The organism is Oryzomicrobium sp. (genome assembly GCF_021287045.1).
Classification (GTDB): Bacteria; Pseudomonadota; Gammaproteobacteria; order Burkholderiales; family Rhodocyclaceae; genus Oryzomicrobium.
The window spans coordinates 197,650-217,378 of the sequence record NZ_JAJTBG010000007.1; the positions used below are offsets into that span (position 1 = coordinate 197,650).

At 69.7% G+C, this 19,729-nt stretch carries 21 protein-coding genes and 2 tRNA genes; 1 reads left to right on the forward strand and 22 read right to left on the reverse strand.

Going from position 1 to position 19,729, the window contains the following annotated elements; all coding sequences use genetic code 11:
- Nucleotides 1-433: 433 nt before the first annotated feature.
- The 21 genes from trxA to LWW89_RS10000 form a co-directional block, all read right to left on the reverse strand.
- Nucleotides 434-760, reverse strand: a complete 327-nt coding sequence (trxA, locus tag LWW89_RS09900) for a thioredoxin TrxA (RefSeq protein ID WP_293263817.1) — start codon at nucleotides 758-760, stop codon at nucleotides 434-436.
- Nucleotides 761-964: 204 nt separating this feature from the next.
- Nucleotides 965-2,281 (reverse strand): cation:proton antiporter, encoded by a 1,317-nt coding sequence (locus LWW89_RS09905; protein ID WP_293263818.1) that lies wholly within the window; start codon nucleotides 2,279-2,281, stop codon nucleotides 965-967.
- Nucleotides 2,282-2,294: 13 nt separating this feature from the next.
- The gene (gene fabG / locus LWW89_RS09910) at nucleotides 2,295-3,014 is read right to left on the reverse strand and encodes a 3-oxoacyl-ACP reductase FabG (RefSeq protein WP_293263819.1); all 720 of its coding nucleotides are present in this window, start codon (nucleotides 3,012-3,014) and stop codon (nucleotides 2,295-2,297) included.
- A 13-nt stretch (nucleotides 3,015-3,027) separates the two neighbouring features.
- A complete protein-coding gene (locus tag LWW89_RS09915) occupies nucleotides 3,028-3,477 on the reverse strand; it encodes a 3-hydroxylacyl-ACP dehydratase (RefSeq protein ID WP_293263820.1) in 450 nt (149 codons plus the stop codon).
- Nucleotides 3,471-4,310, reverse strand: coding sequence for a beta-ketoacyl synthase chain length factor (locus LWW89_RS09920; RefSeq protein ID WP_293263821.1), 840 nt, complete (start codon nucleotides 4,308-4,310; stop codon nucleotides 3,471-3,473). The genes LWW89_RS09915 and LWW89_RS09920 overlap by 7 nt, the downstream gene beginning before the upstream one ends.
- Nucleotides 4,307-5,506, reverse strand: a complete 1,200-nt coding sequence (locus LWW89_RS09925; RefSeq protein ID WP_293263822.1) for a beta-ketoacyl-[acyl-carrier-protein] synthase family protein — start codon at nucleotides 5,504-5,506, stop codon at nucleotides 4,307-4,309. The genes LWW89_RS09920 and LWW89_RS09925 overlap by 4 nt, the downstream gene beginning before the upstream one ends.
- 117 nt (nucleotides 5,507-5,623) lie before the next feature.
- A complete protein-coding gene (locus tag LWW89_RS09930; RefSeq protein ID WP_293263823.1) occupies nucleotides 5,624-6,352 on the reverse strand; it encodes a class I SAM-dependent methyltransferase in 729 nt (242 codons plus the stop codon).
- Between the two features lie 8 nt (nucleotides 6,353-6,360).
- Complete coding sequence (locus LWW89_RS09935) at nucleotides 6,361-7,248, reverse strand: polysaccharide deacetylase family protein (RefSeq protein ID WP_293263824.1); 888 nt, start codon at nucleotides 7,246-7,248, stop codon at nucleotides 6,361-6,363.
- Between the two features lie 12 nt (nucleotides 7,249-7,260).
- Nucleotides 7,261-7,989 (reverse strand): hypothetical protein, encoded by a 729-nt coding sequence (locus LWW89_RS09940; RefSeq protein WP_293263825.1) that lies wholly within the window; start codon nucleotides 7,987-7,989, stop codon nucleotides 7,261-7,263.
- 3 nt (nucleotides 7,990-7,992) lie between these two features.
- Nucleotides 7,993-10,401: an MMPL family transporter gene (locus LWW89_RS09945; RefSeq protein WP_293263826.1), complete on the reverse strand. Its 2,409-nt coding sequence runs from the start codon at nucleotides 10,399-10,401 to the stop codon at nucleotides 7,993-7,995.
- Nucleotides 10,398-11,006 carry a LolA-related protein gene (locus LWW89_RS09950; protein ID WP_293263827.1) on the reverse strand — a complete coding sequence of 203 codons (609 nt, stop codon included), beginning with the start codon at nucleotides 11,004-11,006 and terminating at the stop codon, nucleotides 10,398-10,400. The genes LWW89_RS09945 and LWW89_RS09950 overlap by 4 nt, the downstream gene beginning before the upstream one ends.
- Nucleotides 11,007-11,057: 51 nt before the next feature.
- Nucleotides 11,058-11,993 (reverse strand): acyl-CoA synthetase, encoded by a 936-nt coding sequence (locus LWW89_RS09955; protein ID WP_293263828.1) that lies wholly within the window; start codon nucleotides 11,991-11,993, stop codon nucleotides 11,058-11,060.
- A gap of 8 nt (nucleotides 11,994-12,001) precedes the next feature.
- On the reverse strand, nucleotides 12,002-12,337 hold the full coding sequence (locus tag LWW89_RS09960; protein WP_293263829.1) for a hypothetical protein: 336 nt from the start codon (nucleotides 12,335-12,337) through the stop codon (nucleotides 12,002-12,004).
- On the reverse strand, nucleotides 12,334-13,743 hold the full coding sequence (locus LWW89_RS09965; RefSeq protein WP_293263830.1) for an AMP-binding protein: 1,410 nt from the start codon (nucleotides 13,741-13,743) through the stop codon (nucleotides 12,334-12,336). Before LWW89_RS09965 ends, LWW89_RS09960 begins: the two co-directional genes overlap by 4 nt.
- A gap of 22 nt (nucleotides 13,744-13,765) precedes the next feature.
- A complete protein-coding gene (locus LWW89_RS09970) occupies nucleotides 13,766-14,485 on the reverse strand; it encodes a hypothetical protein (RefSeq protein ID WP_293263831.1) in 720 nt (239 codons plus the stop codon).
- Complete coding sequence (locus tag LWW89_RS09975; RefSeq protein ID WP_293263832.1) at nucleotides 14,485-14,766, reverse strand: phosphopantetheine-binding protein; 282 nt, start codon at nucleotides 14,764-14,766, stop codon at nucleotides 14,485-14,487. The genes LWW89_RS09970 and LWW89_RS09975 overlap by 1 nt, the downstream gene beginning before the upstream one ends.
- Nucleotides 14,767-14,887: 121 nt before the next feature.
- Nucleotides 14,888-16,138: a beta-ketoacyl-[acyl-carrier-protein] synthase family protein gene (locus LWW89_RS09980; protein WP_293263833.1), complete on the reverse strand. Its 1,251-nt coding sequence runs from the start codon at nucleotides 16,136-16,138 to the stop codon at nucleotides 14,888-14,890.
- Nucleotides 16,139-16,141: 3 nt separating this feature from the next.
- Complete coding sequence (locus LWW89_RS09985) at nucleotides 16,142-16,390, reverse strand: acyl carrier protein (RefSeq protein WP_293263834.1); 249 nt, start codon at nucleotides 16,388-16,390, stop codon at nucleotides 16,142-16,144.
- Between the two features lie 217 nt (nucleotides 16,391-16,607).
- Nucleotides 16,608-16,684 (reverse strand) — tRNA-Arg (locus tag LWW89_RS09990).
- A gap of 77 nt (nucleotides 16,685-16,761) precedes the next feature.
- Nucleotides 16,762-16,855 (reverse strand) — tRNA-Ser (locus LWW89_RS09995).
- A 94-nt stretch (nucleotides 16,856-16,949) separates the two neighbouring features.
- On the reverse strand, nucleotides 16,950-18,182 hold the full coding sequence (locus LWW89_RS10000; protein WP_293263835.1) for an aspartate kinase: 1,233 nt from the start codon (nucleotides 18,180-18,182) through the stop codon (nucleotides 16,950-16,952).
- A 288-nt stretch (nucleotides 18,183-18,470) separates the two neighbouring features.
- On the opposite strand from LWW89_RS10000, the gene LWW89_RS10005 reads away from it, so the two are divergent.
- Entirely contained in the window at nucleotides 18,471-18,776 is a 306-nt protein-coding gene (locus LWW89_RS10005) for a helix-turn-helix domain-containing protein (RefSeq protein ID WP_293263836.1), read from the forward strand.
- Between the two features lie 48 nt (nucleotides 18,777-18,824).
- Here the strand turns inward: LWW89_RS10005 and LWW89_RS10010 are convergent, their stop codons facing one another.
- Nucleotides 18,825-19,670, reverse strand: a complete 846-nt coding sequence (locus LWW89_RS10010; RefSeq protein ID WP_293263837.1) for a radical SAM protein — start codon at nucleotides 19,668-19,670, stop codon at nucleotides 18,825-18,827.
- Nucleotides 19,671-19,729 lie beyond the last annotated feature (59 nt).

A 19,729-nucleotide genomic window follows, 5' to 3' on the forward strand; every position in this document is an offset into this window, starting at 1 on the left:
AAGGGAGCGGGAAGGGCCGGCGGACGGTCGATCGGGCGGAGCGCTGGCAGGCGGGGCGGACCGTTGGGCGGTCGCGGCCTGGGATCAGGCGTGGGTGACGGACGCAGGATTGCCGGAGGGGCCAGAAAGGTTAGAGGCAGCCAGAATCGGGCGGAATCGTAACGGAACCGGTGGGGCGCGGAGCGCCGGAAAAGATCGGAGGTGGGGAAAAGCCGAAAATTTCAGGAGGATTGAGGCAGGCCGGGGTGGCCGGCGGTGCTTCGGCAGCGCCACGAGAGCGGCTGCTGGGGCCCGGGTCGCGGTGCCGCGCTGGTGGCGGTGCGACGGCGCGGTTGGCGCGGACTACTTTGGGGCGAATTGCTTTTCGGTCTTCTGGACAGTCCGGCGGGCAAGAATCACTGCCGGACTGTCATTGCGTTGCAGCGTAGCGGCTTTACAGGGTGCTGTCAATGAACGCAGTGAGTTGCGACTTGGACAGGGCGCCGACCTTGGTGGCTTCGACGTTGCCGTTCTTGAAGATCATCAGGGTGGGGATGCCGCGGATGCCGTACTTGGCGGGGGTGGCCTGATTCTCGTCGATGTTGACCTTGGCCACTTTCAGCTTGCCGGCATATTCCTTGGCGACTTCGTCGAGGATCGGGGCGATCATCTTGCAGGGGCCGCACCATTCGGCCCAGTAGTCCACCAGCACAGGCTGCTGGGACTGGAGCACTTCGGCGTCGAAGGAATCGTCGGAGACGTAGTGGATGTGTTCGCTCATGAAACGTTTGCCTCGGGAGGGGGAAGAGAGGCGACCGGATGGAAAAGTGGAGCGGAGCTGGGCTCCGGGGGGCCGCCAGAATGCTGAATCAACGAAAACGGATGCTAGCGAAAAAGAAAAGGGAGGGGAAGGGGAAAACCGGCTATGGCGCCGATAGGCGTTCTTCGGTGTTGTTCCCGAGTCCCGGGCACGTATGCCGCCGAGTCAGGCCCGGGCCGGCTTTCCGGGCACCGCCAGGCCGATCCGGGGCAGCCACAGGCGCAGCCCCGGGGTGGTGACCACGGTGCTGACGATGGCCACCAACACCAGCATGGTGAAGGTGTGCTGGGAGATCACCCCCAGGTCGTAGCCGACGTTGATGACGATCAGCTCCATCAGGGCCCGGGTGTTCATCATGATGCCGAGCACGCTGGCCTCGTGGTGGTTGAGGCCGCAGGAGCGGGCCGCCAGGTAGGAGCCGCCGAACTTGCCGACGGTGGCCAAGGCGATGATCAGGGCGCACCAGCCCCAGGCGGCCAGGCTGTCGAGGCCGCCGACGTTGGTGCGCAGCCCGGTATAGGTGAAGAAGATGGGCAGGAAGAAAACGGTGACGAAGTGGCCGATGCGCTCTTTCCAGGCCGCCACCAGGCCGTGCTCGTCATGCAGGATCACGCCCATCATGAAACCGCCGAAAATGGCGAAGATGCCGAGCTGGAAGGTGGTCATGCCGGCGATGAAGATCGCCGCGATGACGATGCCGAGCAGGTTGTTGTTGAGGCGGAAGCCCTGGCTCTCCTGGCGCTGGGTCCAGCGGATCACCGCCTTCAGCGCCGGGCGCACGGCGAACCAGCTGGCGGCGAAGAACAGCGCCACCAGCAGCACCTTGAGGGCGAAGTCCGGGCCGCTGAAATCGGCCACCGTGAGGGTGGTGACCAGGGCCAGCAGCAGCCAGCCGACCACGTCGTTGATGGCGGCGGCGGCAATGGCGATGACGCCCAGGGGCGTGCGGGTCAGGTCGAACTCGATCATGATCCGGCCCAGGATGGGTAGGGCGGTGATCGAAAAGGCGGTGCCGATGAATAGCGCCGAGGCCAGGGCGTTGGCCCCGGGGTTGAGGATCGGCGCGGCCACGTAGCCGAAGCCGGCGCCCAGGGCGAAGGGCAGCAGCAGTCCGGCGGCGGCCACCCGGGTGACGGCGGTGCGGTTGCGCTTTTCGGTGAGATGGCCGAAGTCGAACTCCAGGCCGATCTGGAACATCAAGAGCAGCAGGCCGATCTGGGACAGGATCTGCATTGGCTCCGGCGCCGACGAGCGGAACACATAGGCGAACAGATCCGGGGCCAGCCAACCGAACAGGGACGGGCCGAGCAGGATGCCGACGATGATCTCGCCCACGGCCGCCGACTGGCCGAAGCGCAGCGCCAGGGCGCCGCCCAGCCGGCCGGCCAGGACGATCACCGCCAACTGGATCAGGGTGAAGAAGAGCAGCAGTTCCGTCTTGTGGACCGCTACCTGGTGCACCGCGCCGGCTGCTGCGCTCATGTCAGCGCTCCTTTCAGAGCATCCCGCCGTTGATGGAAACGATCTGGCCGCTGATGTAGGCGGCCTGGTCGGAGCAGAGGAAACCCACCAGGTCGGCCACTTCCTCGGGCCGGCCCTCGCGCTTCATCGGCACCATGCGGGCCACCGCCTCGGCGTCGAAGGCGGCCTCGCTCATCTCGGTGGCGATGATGCCCGGTGCCACGGCGTTGACCGTGATGCCCCGGCTGGCCACTTCCAGGGCCAGGGATTTGGTGGCCGAGTGCAGCGCCCCCTTGGCGGCCGAATAGTTCACCTGGCCCCGGTTGCCGCTCAGGGCGGCCACCGACGAGATGTTGACGATGCGTCCCCAGCGGGTGCGGATCATCGGCATCAGCACCGCCTGGGTGACGTGGAAGAAACCGTTCAGCGAGACGTCGATGACGTCGTGCCACTGGGCTTCGGACAGGCCGGGAAAGGGCGCGTCGGCGTGGATGCCGGCGTTGTTCACCAGCACCTGGATGGGGGCCTCGTCGCACAGGGCCTCCAGGGCCGCCCGGGTGGCGGCGCCGTCGGTGACGTCGAACACCAGCACGCCGGCGCTGCCGCCGGCCGCCGCGATCTCACTGGCCAGAGCGTCGGCACGATCCCGATTGCGGTTGGCGTGGATGACCACGTGGTAGCCGTCCCGGGCGAGGCGGCGGCAGATGGCGGCGCCGATGCCGCCGCTGCCGCCGGTGACGAGGGCTCGTTTCATGGCTGTTTTCCGATCAAGAAGTCAGGGCGCCGCTGTCGAGCACCACGGCGGCCCGGCCGCTGGCCACCGCGGTGGCGCCGGCGGCAACGGTGAAGGCGTAGAGCACGTTGTTGCCGTCGCCGGAGATGCGCTCGGCGCGAATCTCCAGGTCGCCGGTCAGATCGTCCAGGCGGGCCACGTCGAGGGTCACGCTGCGTACGCTGGTCAGGTAGCCGGCCCGGGGGCGCTCGGCTCGGTCGCCCGCCCCGGCCAGCAGAGCGCCGTGTACGGCCATTGCCTGGGCGGCGTATTCGATGGCGTTGGCTGCCCCCAGGCGCCCGTCGGCGCGCAGCGGGTTGGCCGGGTCCCGGTGGCTGGTGGCGGTAGCGCGGATCGACTCCCCGTCCCAGGCATCGACCCGGGCGAGCAGGCACATGGCGCCCTGGTGGGGGATGCGCGCGGCGATCTCGTCCCGGGTCAGCATGGCGTGCCGCCGACGTAGGGTTCCACGGTCACCGCCAGCTGGACGGGGGCCAGGTACTCGATCACCGCCCGGCCGGCCTGGCCCCGGGCCAGGAGTTCCAGGAGGGGCAGGCTGCGGGCGGCGGGAATGCCGGTGCGGAGCGCTTCCAGCTCGGGCTGGGCCATGGCCTGGGCGGCCTCGCCGGTCAGGGCGACGCCGATGCGGGCCAGGGTGCGGGGGCCGGGCGCCGGGGCGAGCACCAGGGCCACGCCGAAGCAGCCGGCGATCGGCCGGGCGCCTTGCAGGGGCTCGGGGTAGGGGGCGTCGTAGGCGATCAGGGTGTTCGGCGTGCCGTCCGCCGCCACGTGGGCCAGGGATTCGAGCAGGCCGGCGGCGAAGCTGCCGTCTAAGGCGCAGAGCACGTCGGAGGTGGCCATGGCGCCGGTGGCGATGCCCCAGTAGCCGGCCGGGGCGTTGTGCACCGAGTTGTGGAAGCGGGTCGGCGACACGGTGCGGTCGTCGGAGGCCAGCACCTCGCACAGGGCGTGGCAGTTGTCGCCGTCGCCGCTGGAGGCGGCGAACACGGTGGCCATCCGGGCCGGGTCCTGGCCGGCGGCGGCCAGGGCTTCGAGGCCGATGGCCAGGGCCAGCTTGACGCTCTTGCCGGTGCGGCGCCGCTCCGCCGGGGGCAGGCCCTCCGGGGCGGGCAGGACGGCGGGGGCCGGGGCGTAGGCTGCGGCACCGGCCAAAACGGCCTGGGCGCCGGGCCAGTCGGCCAGGCCCGGGCCGAGCAGGCCGATGCCGTCCAGGTAGGCGGTGAGGGTGACGGGCATGGCGGTTTCTCGGGTGCTCATCGGGCGTCTCCCCGGGCGAAGACCAGGCTGCAGTTGGTGCCGCCGAAGCCGAAGGAATTGGATAGCACCCGGGCCACCGGCGCGTTGCGGTTGGCCAGCAGGTAGTCGATGGGGATGGCCGGGTCCGGCGTGGCGGTGTTCACGCCCCCGGGCATCAGGCCGTGGGTCAGGGCCAGGGCGGCGATCACCGCTTCCAGGGCGCCGGCGGCCCCCAGGGTATGGCCGGTGTGACCCTTGGTCGAGCTGGCCGGCACCCGGTCGCCGAACAGGGCGGCCACGGCCTTGCCCTCGGCGGCGTCGTTGCTCGGCGTGGCGGTGCCGTGCAGGTTGATGTAGTCGATGTCGCCGGCCGCCAGCCCAGCGGTGGCCAGGGCCTGTTCCATGGCCAGGCGGGCGCCCAGGCCCTCCGGATGGGGCGACGACATGTGGTAAGCGTCGCTCGATTCGCCGATGCCCGCCAACAACACGTCGTTGCCGGCGGGGGCGGCCGGCACCCGTTCGAGCAGGGCGAAGGCGGCGGCTTCGCCGATGGAGATGCCGTCCCGGTCGGCGTCGAAGGGACGGGCCGGCCGGGGCGAGAGCAGTTCCAGGGAGTTGAAGCCGTACAGGGTGGTGAGGCAGAGGGAATCGACGCCACCGACGATGGCCGCATCGATCAGCCCGGCCTCGATCATGCGTCGGGCCGAGGCGAACACCTTGGCGCTCGACGAACAGGCCGAGGACACGGCCACCGCCGGGCCGGCCAGGTCGAACCAGGCGCGCACGAAGCCGGCCACCGAGTAGGTGTTGTGGGTGGTGCGGTAGATGAAGTCGGCGGGCAGGGCGCCGCTGGCAGGGTCGCGGCGGCGGTAGGCCTGCTCGGTCTGCAGGATGCCGGCGGTGCTGGTGCCGAGGAACACCCCGATCCGCTCCCGGCCGTGGCGGGCGATGGCCGCATGCACTGCCTCGGCGAAGCCGTCCTGCCGGAATCCTAACTGGGCCAGGCGGTTGTTGCGGCAGTCCCACGCGGCTAGATGGCCGGGCAGGCGCTCGTCGTCCACCCCGGCCACCTCGCCGATGGCGGTGGGCAGGTCGATGGTCTCGAAGGCGCAGGGCACCAGGCCGCCGCGCCCGGCGCGCAGGGCGTCCAGGGTGGCGTCCAGGCCGGCGCCCAGGCAACTGGTGGCGGTGTAGCGGGAAAGGAGCAGGGGAGTCACGGACGTCGTGGCCTAAGGGGGCTATGGGGGCTGAGGGTAGGGTGCGGCGGCAGGTAGTGTCGGCGCAAACCGGCGGATTTTAACAAAGATGGATAACCGGCCGGCTGCCGTCCCGGTTCAGGGGCGGCGGGCGGACAGCAGCACGTTGGCGAACGGGGTGCCCTGGCTCATGGGGCGGACATCGACGGCGAAGCCCAGGTTTTCCAGGGCGGCGACCCAGGCCCGCAAGGGGCGGCAGTAGAGCCGCGACAGACGATGGCCGCGCACGAAGGTGACGAGAAGATCCACCGCGTTCGTCACCGCGAAGCGCCAGCCCGCCTCGGCATCCCCCACCCGCAGCAGCAAGGCGCCGCCGGGGGCGAGGCAATCCCGCACCCGGCGCAGTACCACGTCCTGGGCGGCGTAATCGACGTAATGCAGCACGTCCAGGATGACCACCGCGTCGCTGTCCGGAAACGCGGTGACGCAAATGTCCCCCTGGAGCACCGTGGCCGGCACCGGATGGTCGTGCAGGGCAGCGAGGGCCCGGGTGACGTCGGTGGGCATCAGTTCGACCCCGGTGTAGGCGGTGAGAACGGGGGGCGGCGCCCAGCCGGTGGGCCAGTCGCCGCTGTCGTGGCACTGCCGGGCGCTGTGCAGCCAATGGCAGAGCAGGCTCTGGCCGCTGCCCAGGTCGAGCAAGCGCAGACCGCTGGCAGGGCGGGGCAGCAGGCCGTCGCGCAGTAGGGCGGCAAAGGCCGGGTCTCCGCCGAGCTTGCCCCGGGCAAAGTGCCAGGCGAAGGCGCCGGCGGCGCGGAAGGCGTGGGTGGCTTGGTCGATCAGGCGGGTGGTAAATGCGTCGCGCATGGCGGCGTTCAGGCGAAGGAAGAAGAAAGAGGGGCGGCGGGCCGTTGTGCCGGAATGGCTGCATCCAGGGTCACCGGGGTCAGGCCCTGGGCGGCAAGGGCGTCGAGCAGGCGGGGCAATACCGCCAGCACCACCGGTTCCCCGTCCGGTCCGGGGGCGGCATTGCCGTCGTGGAGCAGCAGGATGTCGCCGGCGGCCAGATTGTGGGTCAGGCGGGCGAGCACGGTGGCGGCGTCGCCGCAGCGGGTGTCGAAGCCGCGCCGGGTCCAGGTCGCCAGTTCCAGGCCGCAGCGGGCCAGCACCGGTTCGAGGAAGGGATTGCGCAGGCCGGCCGGTGCGCGGAAGAAGCGGGGCGCGCTGCCCGCCAGGGCGGCCAGGGTGGCCTGGGCGGCGCCGACTTCCCGGGCGAGGCCCCGGGGCCCCAGGGTGGAAAAGCGCAGGGGATGGCCCTGGCTGTGGTTTTCCACCCGATGGCCCCGGATGGCGATGGCGCGTACCAGGTCGGGATGGGCCGCAGCCCGGTCGCCGATGCAGAAGAAGGTGGCCCGGGCGCTGTGGTGGTCGAGCAGGTCCAGGATGCGGGGGGTGACGGCCGGGTCGGGGCCGTCGTCGATGGTCAGCGCCACTTCGCCCCGGGCGGCGGCGGCGGCCGGCAGGCGCCGGTGGTTGGGCCCCAGCAAGGTACTGCGCGGCCACAGGCCGGTGGCGCAGAGAATGGCGTGGTCGAGGACGAACAGGGCCAGCCCCCAGCCCCAGAAGGTCCAGCCCAGGCCGAGGAGGGGGGTGAGCAGCAGGGCCAGGCCCAGGGCGGCGTGCAGCGCCAGGCTCAACAGGACCAGGGGCGTGGGGCGCCAGGGGCGCGGCACGGGGGCAGACGGCAAGGGCGTGGTGGACATGCCGGGAGCCTGTCAGGCGGCGGCGCCGAGGGCGGGGCGGGTGGCCAGGCCCAGGGCATCCCGGTCGAGCAGACCCTGCCACAGGGTCCGCCAGGTGGGCCAGTCGTGGCCGCCGGCCACGGCGAGCACCCGTCCGGCGGGCAGGGCGTCGGCCATCAGGCGGTGGCCGGCGGAAAAGCGGTCGTCCCGTCCGTAGCCGAGGTGGAGCGGCAGGGCGGCGCGGTGGCCGCCCGGGTTGCCATAGCCCTTCAGCCAGGCCCAGACCTGGAATTCCACATCGTCCTCGCCCAGGGCCGGCGGCGTCCAGCCGGCCACGCCGCCTACAGCGGCGATGGCGCCGGTGACGGCCCGGTTGCCCAAGTAGGGCGCCAGGGCCAGCACCCCGTCCGGGGCGGCTTCGGCTGCGTTTTCGTGGCGGGCGGCGTAGGCCAGGCTGGCCAGGCCACCCAGGGAAATGCCCACCAGCCAGATATGCCGGTAGCCGCGCTGGCGGGCGGGGTGCATCAGGTCGTCGCGCAATTGCCCGAACACGGCGCCGTCGCTGTACAGGCTGACCGGGGCGTCGGCCAGGGCCAGGTCCAGGGGGAGGCGCCGTTCTGCCACCGCCGCGGCGAAGCCTTCCCGCAGGAAATCCTCCGGGGTGCCGTAGGCGCCGGGCAGCAGGATGGCCAGGGTGTCTGCACCGGGGGGCAGGGGCGCCGGGGATGGCGCATGGCCGGGGCTGACGTAGAGGGCGTCCACGGTTCAGTCGGCCTTGCGCTGGGCGAGGATGGCCGAAAAGACCAGGGCCAGCACCACGCCGGGGCCCACCGTGGCGCCGACGGCTTTGAGGATGGGCACGCTGGACAGCCCCAGGACGCCGAAGCCGGCCACGGTGGTGACGTTGGCCAGCACGATGGAGGCCAGGGTGCGCGGCGCCAGGGTGCCCTGGTTGAAGAACAGGGCGTAGTTGGAGCCCACCGCCACGATCAGCAGCAGGCCGATCAGGTGCAGGATGGTGAGCTGCTGGCCGGCCAGCAGCAGGCCGGCGGCGACGATGGCCACAGCGGCCACCAGGGGCAGCAGCACCTGGACGACGCGGCGGGCCGAACGCAGGGTGGCGGCGAGCAGCACGACGATCACCCCGACCCCGGCCAGGGAAAGCAGGATGGCTTCGTGCAGGTAGTTGGCGTAGAGGCCCTGCATCTCGTTCTTCATGTCCACCAGCAGGGGGGCGGCCTGGCCCGTCGGCAGCGGCACCTCGGCCAGGGCGGCGCGGATGCGGGGCACGTCCACGTTGCCGGTCTGGTCGCCGGCGCGGGGCGCCTTGAGGGGCAGCAGGACGGTGACCTGGGGGGGCTGGCCATCCGCCTCGGCGTGGCGGACCAGCATGGAGTCCACCGCCAGGGCCAGGGACGAGCCTTCCAGGTCGGCCCGGGTCAGGGGGGGCTGGCTGCGGGCGGCAGCCACGTCGGCGATGAAGGGGGCGAGCCGCTCGGCGCGCAGCGGCTGGTCGGCAAGGGCGGTAGCGAGGCGGCGGCGCAGTTCGTCGCTCTCGGGCAGGCTGGCCAGGCGGTGGTTCTGGGTGGCGCGGCTGGGCAGGAAGCGGGCTGGGCTCTCGAAACCGGCCAGCACGCCGGCATCCACCAGCCCGTTGAGCCGGTCGCCGACGCCCTCGGCCAGGCGCAGGGCGCTCTCCTCGTCCCGGGCGGACACCACCACCAGGTAGCGCACGTCCGGGGCGCCCAGGTCGGCGCGCAGTTCGCCATCGAGCCGCTGGTCGGCCTCGGCTACCGGCGAAAGAACGCCCAGCTCCCGGTTCCAGATATGGTCGTGGTGCTGGCCGACCACCACCAGGGCGGCCACGGCCACGGCCAGCAGGGGCCAGCGCAGCGCCGGCGCCCGGCTTACCAGGCCGCCCAGGCGCAGCCCCAGGGGGGTGACGTCACGGACGCGGAAGTTGCGCGGCAGCAGGTGGGGCAGCACGTAGCGGGTGATCAGGGCGGCTGCCAGCAGGCCGGCGATGGAGTAGAGCCCGAGCTGGGCCAGGCCGGGGAAGCCGGAGAAGAGCAGGGCGGCGAAGCCGCTGGCCGAGGTCAGCACTCCCAGGCGGATGGTGGGCCAGAAGGATTTCACCCAGCCCGCGTCGGCCCCGGCGCCGGGCTCGCGTTTTTCCGACTGGACGAACAAGTAGATGGCGTAGTCCACCGCCTCGCCGATCAGGGTGGTGCCAAAGCCCAGGGTGATGCCGTGCACCAGGCCGAAGCCCAGGCTCACCGCCGCCACACCGGCCAGGGCGGCGGAGGCCACCGGCAGCAGGCCCAGCACCAGGGCCGGCACCGAGCGGTAGATGACCAGCAGCAGGGTGGCGATGATGGCGGTGCTGATCAGGGACAGGCGGGCCACTTCGTCCTTGATGGTGGCCCGGGACGAAACCGAGAACACGCCGGGGCCGGTCATCACCAGCCGGGCTTCCCGGGCGGCGGGGCGGTCCGCTGCCACCTTGTCCTGGGCGGCGGCGAAGGCGCTGCCCAGGGCGGCGATGGCCTGCTCCTGGGCGTCGGTGTCGGAGCCGGCGGCCCGGGTCTGCACCACCAGCAGGGCCCGCCTGCCGTCCCGGGAGGCCCATACCCCGCCCTTGTCGGCGGGGCGCTGGCCGGAATCGAGTTCCGAGAGCAGGGCGACGATCTCGCCGGTGGGGTCCCGGGGCAGCAGGCTCTTCAGCAGCAGCCCGGCGGGGGAGGCGAGCAGGTCGATGCTCTCGGCGATGGCGTCATGCAGGCCGGCGGCGGTGAAACGTTCCGGGGTGACCGCCGGGGAAAGGGCGTAGCGGTGGGCGAAGAGCAGTTCCCGGTCCCGTTCCAGGCTCACCGATTCGCCGTTGGCCACCGCCGAGAATTGCTTGTCCTGGCGTAGGGCGGCGCCCAGGGCCCGGGACAGGGCGGCCCGGGTGGGCACGTCGGCGCCTTCGACGCCCAGCAGGATCATGCGCGAGACCACGCCGTCCTTGAGCTGATCCACCAGCACCTGCTGCTCGGCGGAGGGCGTCTTGGGCAGGAAGGCGGTCAGGTCGGCGGTGAAATGGCTGCGCGCGATCACCGCCAGACAGGCGGCGACGAAGGCCAGCCACAGGGCGAGGGCGGCCAGCCGGGGGCGGAAGCCGGCGCGGCTCATGATCCGGGTGCCCGTTCGATGGACATCACCGAGCGGTCCCCGTCGGCCTGGAGGATTTCGATGCTGCGCACGTCGCCCCGGACGCCGGCGATGCTGATGCGCGATACCAGGGCAGCCATCTTCGGGTCGTTGGGCAGCAGGTAGAGGGTCCAGCGTTCCGGCGTGCCTTCCAGGCGCAGGCCGTAGACCCGCTCCAGGGCCTTGCGGTCCCCGGCCAGGGTGCCGCGGATGCTTTCGACGAAGGCGGCCACTTCCGGATAGTCCTGTAGGGCCAGTTGGTGTTTCTGCTTGCCCCGCTCGATGGTCAGCAGCCCGCCTTCGAGCACCAGGGACTCGGGGCGAGGCTTGAGGGTGCGCTTTTCCAGCCGGTCCGGGGCGACGTAGAGCAGTTCGCCGGAAGATTCCACCGGCTTGTCCAGCACCGCCAGGTATTTCTTTTCGACGAACAGGGCCCGGTTGCCCCGGTTCTGGGCCAGGGTCTGCATCAGCTGGCCCAGGTCGAAGGCGGCCAGGGCGGTGCCGGCCGGCAGGGCCAGGCACAGGGTGAGCAGGGCCCGGGAGGCCAGGCGGGCGGGCAGGGGGAGCCGGGAGAAGTGAAGGAGCATCGCAGGGCTCGTCGTATCGTCGTGGGGCGAGAGGGGGCTAAGGGCCAGGGGCTAAGGGATGGCCGGCGTGTCGCGGGGCTGCCAGAAATCGAAGAAGTTGAACCAGTTGTAGGGCGCGCGCCGGCACTGGGCTTCCAGGCAGGCGGAGTAGCGGGCCAGGGCGGCGCGCACGGCCGCGTCCCGGCCGCCGGCGGGAGTGTCGCTGAAATCGGCGATCAATTCGAAGTGGATATGGTAGCGGTTGCCGCCGGTGTGCAGGCCGGCCATGAAGACCACCGGGCGGCGCAGCATGGCCGCCATGCGGAAGGGGCCGAGGGGGAAGGCGGCGGTGCCGCCGAGAAAGGGCAGTTCGACGCAGGCCCCCGCGTCCAAGGAGCGGTCGGCCAGGATGCCGACGACCATGCCCGCATCCAGCCCCTCGCGCACCTTGAGCATGGAATCGAGCCGGCCCAGGGGGATCAGGTTGTGCTGCACCCGGGGATTGATCGCCGAGAGCATGGCGTTGATCTTGCGGGCGTTGTCCTCGTACATGAGGGTGGCGAAGTCCAGGCGCGGGTAGCGTCGGCCCAGGGCACGCACCGCTTCGAAGCTGCCCAGGTGGGCGCCCATGAGGAAGGCGCCGCGGCCGTGGGCGCCGATGTCCTGGATGATGTGTTCGCCGACGATCTCCAGGTCGAACAGGTCGAAGCGATCGTTGATCAGGTAGACCCGGTCGTGGATGGTGGTGGCGAAGGTGTGGAAGTGGCGGTACAGGTCGCCCAGCCGCGGCGGCCGGTCGAGCACCCGGGCCAGGTAGTTCCGCGAGGCGCGCCGGGCGGCGGGGGAGAAGGCCAGGAAATAGGCGGCGATCAGGTGCAGCACCAGCCGGGCGGCGGGGCGACCCAGGCGCAGGGAAATCCAGGTCATGACCCGCAGCCAGAACATGCTGCTGCGTTCCGGCCGGGTGGCCCATTCGGCCCGGGGCGGCGGGGCGGGGGGAAGGGGCATCGGCGCGCTCATGCGTCCGGAGCGACGAGCCAGGTGAGGGCGGCGCTGGCCACCCGGGTGCCGTCGGCGGCGCTCAGTTCCAGACGCACCGTGCCGCCGGCGGCGAGGCTGCCGCTCCAGGACAGGACGAGCTCGGCGTCGCCGCTGCCGGCGGGCAGGCGCACCGGGGCGAGGAACTTGGCCGAGCCGAGCTGAATGCCCGCCTCGTCCAGACCGCCCCGGCGGGCCAGGGCACGGATGGCCAGGTCGAGCAGGACTACCCCGGGGACGATCGGATTGCCGGGAAAGTGCCCGGCCAGGGCCGGATGGTCCGGGGCGATGCGCAGCGACAGCGTGGTCGTCATGCGTCGCTCCCGGGGCGCCGGGCGGTTTCCGCCTGGGCCTGGAGGGCGCGCAGGGCATCCCGGGGCAGCTTGCCGGTGGCGTTGCGCGGCAGGGCGGCCACGAACACCAGGGGGCGGGGCAGGAAGACCGGGTCCACCCGTTCGCGCAGGGCCTGGAGGACGGCGGCAGCGGTGAGCCCCGGGGCGACGACGAAGGCGGTGAGGCGGGTGACCCCGTCCGCGGCCTCCTCGTCGGGCATCAGGAAGGCGCCGTCTGTCACGCCGGGCACGGCGGTGAGCTGGTGGTTGAGGTAGGCCAGGGAGGTGCGCTTGCCGGCGATGTTGATCAGGTCGGCGCTGCGTCCGAGCAGGATGAAGTTCTCGCCGTCCTGCAGATCCAGGATGTCGCCCAGGGGCACCGGCTGGTCCAGGTGCAGGCCGGTGGCGAAGAAGCGGGAGGGTTCCTCCGGGTCGTCGCCGGCCTCGGCGCGGATGGACACGCCGGGGAAGGTCTTCCAGGCCGCGCCGGCGGTGGTGCGCCGGGTGGCGATCTGGCCGGTCTCGGTGCTGCCGTAGATTTCCATGAGGGGGGCGCCGAAGCGTTCCTCGGCTTCCCGGGCCAGTTGCTGGGAGAGGGGCGCGGTGGCCGACAGCAGTAGGTCGGCGGGGGGCACGCTGTCGGCTTCGGCCAGCAGGGAGCGCAGGTGGAAGGGGGTGGTGACCAGCATCCGGGGCCGGGGCACGGCAGCGAGGGCGGCGGCGATGTCGGCCGGATAGAAGGGCCGGCCGCCGTGGAGGGCGCCGCCGGATTGCAGCACCAGCAGCACGGTGGATTCGAAGCCGTACATGTGCTGCGGCGGGACGGTGCCGACGATGGCGGGGGGCTGGCCGCCAAAGGCGCTGGCCAAGTGGCGGGCCTCGGCCCGGGCATTGCGCACCAGGTTGCCCCAGTGCTTGGCGTGGGGCACCGGGGCGCCGGTGGAGCCGGAGGTGAACACGTAGGCAACGCAGCGCCCGTCGGGGATGCGGGGCACCGGCACGTCGGGAAGATTGCCTGTTTCGCCTGCCTCGGCCGAGGCTTCCGGATAGTGGCAGGTCGGTAGGTCGATGGCGCTGTCGGCCTGGTCGGTGAGGCAGAACACGTCCGGGGCGAAATCGCGCATGCGCCGCACCGTTTCCGGCGTGTGGGTGGATGGCAGCAGGCTGATCCGGTCGCTGACGATGGCCGCCGCCAGGGTTACGGTGAAGCGGTAGCGGTCGGCGCAGGTGTTGAGGACGTAGCCGCCCGCGGGCATGGCGGCGGCCACCCGGGCCACGTCGGCAAGGAATTCCCGGACCGGAACGGCGCGCAGGATGCCCGGGGCGGTTTCCCGGTAAGCGATGGTGGCAGCGGGGGAGACGTGGGCGACGAGAGGCGAGGAATCCATGACGACCAGGCGGGCGGTGGCCCTAGGAGCGGGGTTGGGGCGGCGCAGCCGGTGCTGCCCCCTCGCGGGAGGAGCGCAGGTAGGCGCGCACGCCGTCGAGGATGCTGCCTTCGTGGCGCATCCAGGGCATCTTGATCAGGCGCACGGCGTATTCGGCCACGAACATGGCGGCTACCAGGGGAAAGGCCAGCAGGTTGGCGAACACGGACCAGGTTTCCCGGGGGGCGAAGCCGAAGAGGAGCAGGGAAATGGCGGCGACGGTGGCGAAGAAGGTGGTCCACGCCACGGTCACCTGGCGGCTGTAGCGCAGCATCTGCGCCGACAGGGGGCCGTGAACCATGATGGCGAAGGTGGTGCACAGGGGCGTGCGGCCCGGCAGCAGGGTGCGGCCGAAGAAGACGCCGAGCAGTACGTTGCTGACCACGTGGTCGGCCAGGTAGACCCAGCTGAAGTGGGCTTCGAGCAGCGCGCGCTGCCAGGCCAGCAATCCCAGGACGGCGGCCAGGGCCGCCAGCCAGAGAGTGCGCCTGGGGGATCGCCAGGCCACGGCCAGGGCGATCAGGGTGGCCGGGGCCACGGCCACCAGGGCGCCGACCAGGGTGAGGGGCACTGGCTGGCCTTGGGCGGAAACGGCCGCGGCCTGGTGGGCCGTGGTGTAGTGCGCCAGGAGCGGGTAGCTCGCGGCCAGGCCCGCCAGGAGCACCCAGCGGCCGGTCCGGAGCAGGCGCGCCAGCAGGGGCATCACTTGGTGCGGTTGGCGGCGATGTGCCGGGTCAGGCTTTCCAGGGAGCGGAAGATGCGCACGTTGTCTTCGTTGTCGGCGCGCAGCTGGAAGCCGTAACGCTTGGACACCACCAGGGCGACTTCGAGGATGTCGATGGAGTCCAGGCCCAGGCCTTCGCCGTAGAGGGAGTCGGCGGGGGCGATGTCGGTGGGGGCGACGTCGAGGTTGAGGGCGGAGACGATCAGTTCGGCGACTTCCTGCTGGAGGGCCGGATCGATGGGAGTGGCGTTTTCAGACATGACCGTGATTACCTGAGGTGTGTGGACGTGCTGTTTTTATGGGGTTTCCGCCCGGCCTGGGGCCGGGCGGGTGAGCGGTAGGCAGATTTTACCGTGGCGCGCCGGCCCCGGGCGGCCCGGCTCAAGCAGTGCGGCGGAAGGCCAGCACCGCGTTGGTGCCGCCGAAGGCGAACGAGTTCGACAGCGCCGCTTCGGCCGTGGGTGCCGCGCCTTGGGCGGCCGTGACGTGGCGCACCCCGGCGCAGTCGGGGTCGATCTCGTCCAGGAAGGCGGTGGGCGGGACGACGTTGCGGGCCAGGGCCAGCGTGGTGACCAGGGCTTCCACCGCGCCGGTGGCGCCCATCAGGTGGCCGTGCATCGACTTGGTGGCGCTCACCGGCAGATCCGGCGCCAGGGGGCCGAAGACCTCGCGCAGGGCGGCGATCTCGGTGGGGTCCCCTTCCCGGGTGGCGGTGCCGTGGGCATTGACGTAGCCCACCTGCTCCGGTGTCAGGCCTCCATCCGCCAGGGCGGCGCGGATGGCCCGGACTTGCCCCTCGGCTTCCGGCTTGACCAGGTGGCTGTGGTCGCTGGTGGTGCCGTAGCCGACCATTTCGGCGTAGATGCGGGCGCCCCGCGCCTGGGCCAGGTCCCAGTCTTCGAGGACCAGGGCGGCGGCGCCTTCCCCCAGCACCAGGCCGGCCCGGTCGCCGCTGAAGGGGCGGCAGGCCCGGTAGGCGGTGGTTTCGTCGCCGGGGGCGACCACGCGCAGGGCTTCCCAGGCGCGCACCACGCCGTAGCCCAGGGGGCAGTCGGAGCCGCCGGTGACCATCAGGTCGGCTTCGCCGCGGCGGATGCGGTGGAAGGCTTCGCCGATGGCCACCGCCGCCGAGGCGCAGGCGATGGTGTAGGTGTGGCAGGGGCCGGGCAACTTGAGCTGGATCGAGATGTGGGAGGCGGCGGCGTTGTTCATGCCGAGCACCACCGACAGGGGCGATACCCGCTCCCGGCCGAGCATGTAGAGGTCCCGGTAGCCCTGCTCGAAGGTCAGGGTGCCGCCCAGGGCCGTGCCCCAAGCCACCCCGGCGTTGCGGTGGGGCAGGGCGGCAGCGCTCTTTTCGGGAAAGCCGGCGTTCTGCCAGGCGGCGAAGGCGGCAGTGGCCCCCAGCTGGGAGCAGCGGTCCATGGTGTGGGCCAGGCCGCGGCCCAGTTCGGCGCCGCCGTCGAAGCCGGCGCAGTGCACGGCCGGCAGGGCGAAGGGGCGGGGGATGTCGGTGCTGTAGAGGCGGATGGCGGATTCGCCCCGGGCAAGCCGGGCGAAGTAGTCATCCAGGTCGGTGCCGAAAGGGGAGACGATGCCCAGTCCGGTGACGGCGACGCGGCGCTGGCCCATCGGTCAGGCGCCCGCTGCGGGCTCGGCGGTGGCGTACTTGTCGAAGATCTCGACCAACTCGCCCACGGTCTTGGGGTTCGGCGTGTCGGTGGGGAGCTTGATGCCGTGGTGGTCTTCGAAGTCGAACATGAGGTCGAGCAGCATCAGGGAATCTACCCCGATTTCCTGCAGCACGGCGTCGGCGGTGATCTGCTCCAGCGGCGTGCCGGCCTTGTCGTGGATGAAGTCGCGGATGAGATTGAGCGTGTCCATGAGAATCCCCTGTGAGTTTTGAGGGGATTTTAGCGAATCGCCCGACGTCTGTCGCCGAAACGGGGGATTCTTATGGAATATTTTTCCGCGCTCGGCCGAAAGGGCCTGGGGTGTCGGGGTGCCGACTGGTGAAAACATGGTGTTTTCGTGCGAATGGCGAAGAATTGCCACAAAAGAAAAAAGCCAGATGTCGAAACATCTGGATTTTTGGTATTGCTGGCGCGCCCGGAGCGATTCGAACGCCCGACCCCTTGGTTCGTAGCCAAGTACTCTATCCAACTGAGCTACGGGCGCGCACTTGAGAAAACGAATTATATGTGTCGTTTTCGACTTTGCCAAGCGTTTTCTGAAGTTTTCATCAAAAAATCGTTTGGCGGAGACGGAGGGATTCGAACCCTCGATACGAGTTTTAGCCCGTATGCTCCCTTAGCAGGGGAGTGCCTTCGACCTCTCGGCCACGTCTCCAAGACAGGAGCGGGAAGCTCTTGCCTTTTGCGAGGGGCGGATAATAGCGTCTTACCAGCTCCCGGTCAAATCAACTGCGATTGCTGCTGCGGCCTTACGCGTTCTGGTCCAGGCCGAAGGTGCGGTGAAGGATGCGCACGGCCAGTTCCAGGTACTTTTCGTCGACCACGACGGAAATCTTGATCTCGGAGGTGGAAATCATCTGGATGTTGATGCCTTCCTCGGCCAGGGTGCGGAACATCTGGGAGGCCACGCCCGGGTGGGAGCGCATGCCCACGCCCACGGCGGAGACCTTGCAGATCTTGTTGTCGCCGACGATTTCACGGGCGTTGATGTGAGACTTGACGCCTTCGAGGACGGCCTTGGCCTTCTCGAATTCGCTGCGGTTGACCGTGAACGAGAAGTCGGTGGTGCCGTCGCGGCCCACGTTCTGGATGATCATGTCCACATCGATGTTGGCGTCGGCGATGGGGCCCAGGATCTGGTAGGCGATGCCCGGACGGTCGGGGACGCCGAGAACAGTGAGCTTGGCCTCGTCGCGGTTGAAGGCGATGCCGGAGATGATCGGTTGTTCCATATTGCGGTCTTCCTCAACGGTGATCAGCGTGCCCTCGCTTTGCCCCACTTCCTCAAAGCTGGACAGCACGCGCAGTTTGACTTTGTACTTGCCGGCGAACTCGACGGAGCGGATCTGCAGGACCTTGGAGCCCAAGGAGGCCATCTCGAGCATCTCCTCGAAGGTGATGCGGTCGAGCTTGCGGGCTTCCGGGACGATGCGCGGGTCGGTGGTGTACACGCCGTCGACGTCGGTGTAGATCTGGCATTCGTCGGCACGCAGGGCGGCGGCCAGTGCCACGGCGGTGGTGTCGGAGCCGCCGCGGCCCAGGGTGGTGATGTTGCCGTGCTCGTCCATGCCCTGGAAGCCGGCGACGACCACGACGCGGCCCTGGTTCAGGTCGCGGCGCATGTTCTCTTCGTCGATGGCGAGGATGCGCGCCTTGGTGTGGGTGCTGTCGGTGAGGATGCGCACCTGGCCGCCGGTGTAGCTGCGGGCGGGGATACCTTCGGCTTCGAGGGCCATGGATAGCAGGCCGATGGTCACTTGCTCGCCGGTGGAGATCACCACGTCCATTTCCCGCGGGGCGGGGGAGCCGGTAATTTCCTTGGTCAGGCCGATCAGGCGGTTGGTCTCGCCGCTCATGGCGGAAACCACGATCACCAGGTCGTGCCCCATGGCCCTAAACTTGGCCACCCGTTTGGCCACGTTCCTGATGCGTTCCGTCGTGCCTACAGACGTGCCGCCATATTTCTGAACTATCAGCGCCATCGACTATCCAATAGGTATGTGAAAAACCAGGGATTGTAACTCATTGCGCCCCCGGGTTGGCAGATGGTGGCCCACATACCCCTGTTAGGTGTAAGGACTTGGTTTCGATGAAACCCACGCAGGTTGCGGATACTACGTATTAATGCTACTTGCAAATTTATGAAATCGGGTTATACTTCGTCTATAACTTAAGTCATATGCCTGTTCAGGATAGGACAAGCGGAGCAGGGGGTAGAAGTGCAGCCACAAGCTGCGGACTTGAGCACCGTGTTTAGAGAGGCTTTCATCATGAGCAACGTCAAGGCGATCGAGAACCTCGATCCTCGTGAGATCCGGCGCAAGCTGGGTCTGAATCAACAGCAGTTTTGGTCCAAGATCGGCGTCACCCAGAGTGGCGGTTCCCGGTACGAGAGCGGGCGCAACATGCCCAAACCCGTCAAGGAGTTGCTGCGCCTGGTCCATGTCGAGCAGGTCGACATCCAGCGCGTCAAGCGCGAGGACGTCGAAGTGATCGAGTACCTGCGCTGTTTCGAACCGGACCTGTATAAAAATCTGAAAAAAGCGGCCAAGGCAAAACTCAAAAAGGCCGCCTAAGCTAGTTCCCCAAAATAAGACACCGTTCCCGCGTCGCGGGACGAGGGCTCAAGGACTGACAGTCACCTTGAGCCCTTTTTCTTTTAGGCGCCCCGCCAGGGCGTCGAGGCTGGCGGCGGGCAGGCGTTGCAGGTGGTCGCCGCCAGGTTGCATCACTTGGCGGGCAATGCCGTAGAGGTGGATGCCTTGGATGCGGTCGGCGACGCCGGCGGCGAAATCCACGTAGGCCTGCAGCTCGCTTTCTTCAGGCGGTCGGCCGTCCCGGCCGAACACGCAGGTCTGGAGCCAGGTGGGGGCCAGGTCGCAGCAGCGTAACAGGTTGATGCGCTGGTGTTCCGGGCTGAGATTGACGCCGTTCACGGCGGCGATGCCGGCGGCAGTGGCCCGATCCACCTTGAACCAGACCTCGCCGCCGTAGGAGCCGATGCGGGCGACGCCGCGTCGGGCGCTCTCGCGGTGCATCAGGCTGCCGTTGGTGATCAGCCGGATAGGCAGATTGGCGCCCCCTTCACCGCGAATGCCCAGGTCGTCGAGCACGGCGATGACCCGTTCCACCACCTCGGGAAATTCCGGGCTGCTGGTGGGCTCGCCGTTGCCGGAAAAGGCCACGTCGCTGAGGCGGCGGGCGTCTTCGGGCACCTCCCGGGCCATGAAGTCGCCGTGCAGTAGGCGTTCGAGAAAGCTGCGCAGTTCCCGTTCCAGCAAGGCCAGGTCCACGGGCGGCGGCCCGCCGCGGGTGAGGTTGGGGACCTGGCAATAGACGCAGGCCCAGTTGCAGGCGTTGTTGACGTTGAGGTTGATCCCCAGGGAGACGCCCCGGGCGCGCCGCGAGATCACCGGGTAGACGTAGGTGAGTCCGGCGGTGTCGCGGTCGTGGTCGGTGGGGGTGAGCATGGCGTCGGGCGAGGGAAAGAGGGTAGTGCGGCAGCGGGCCCGCGGGGCCTGGGAAGCCA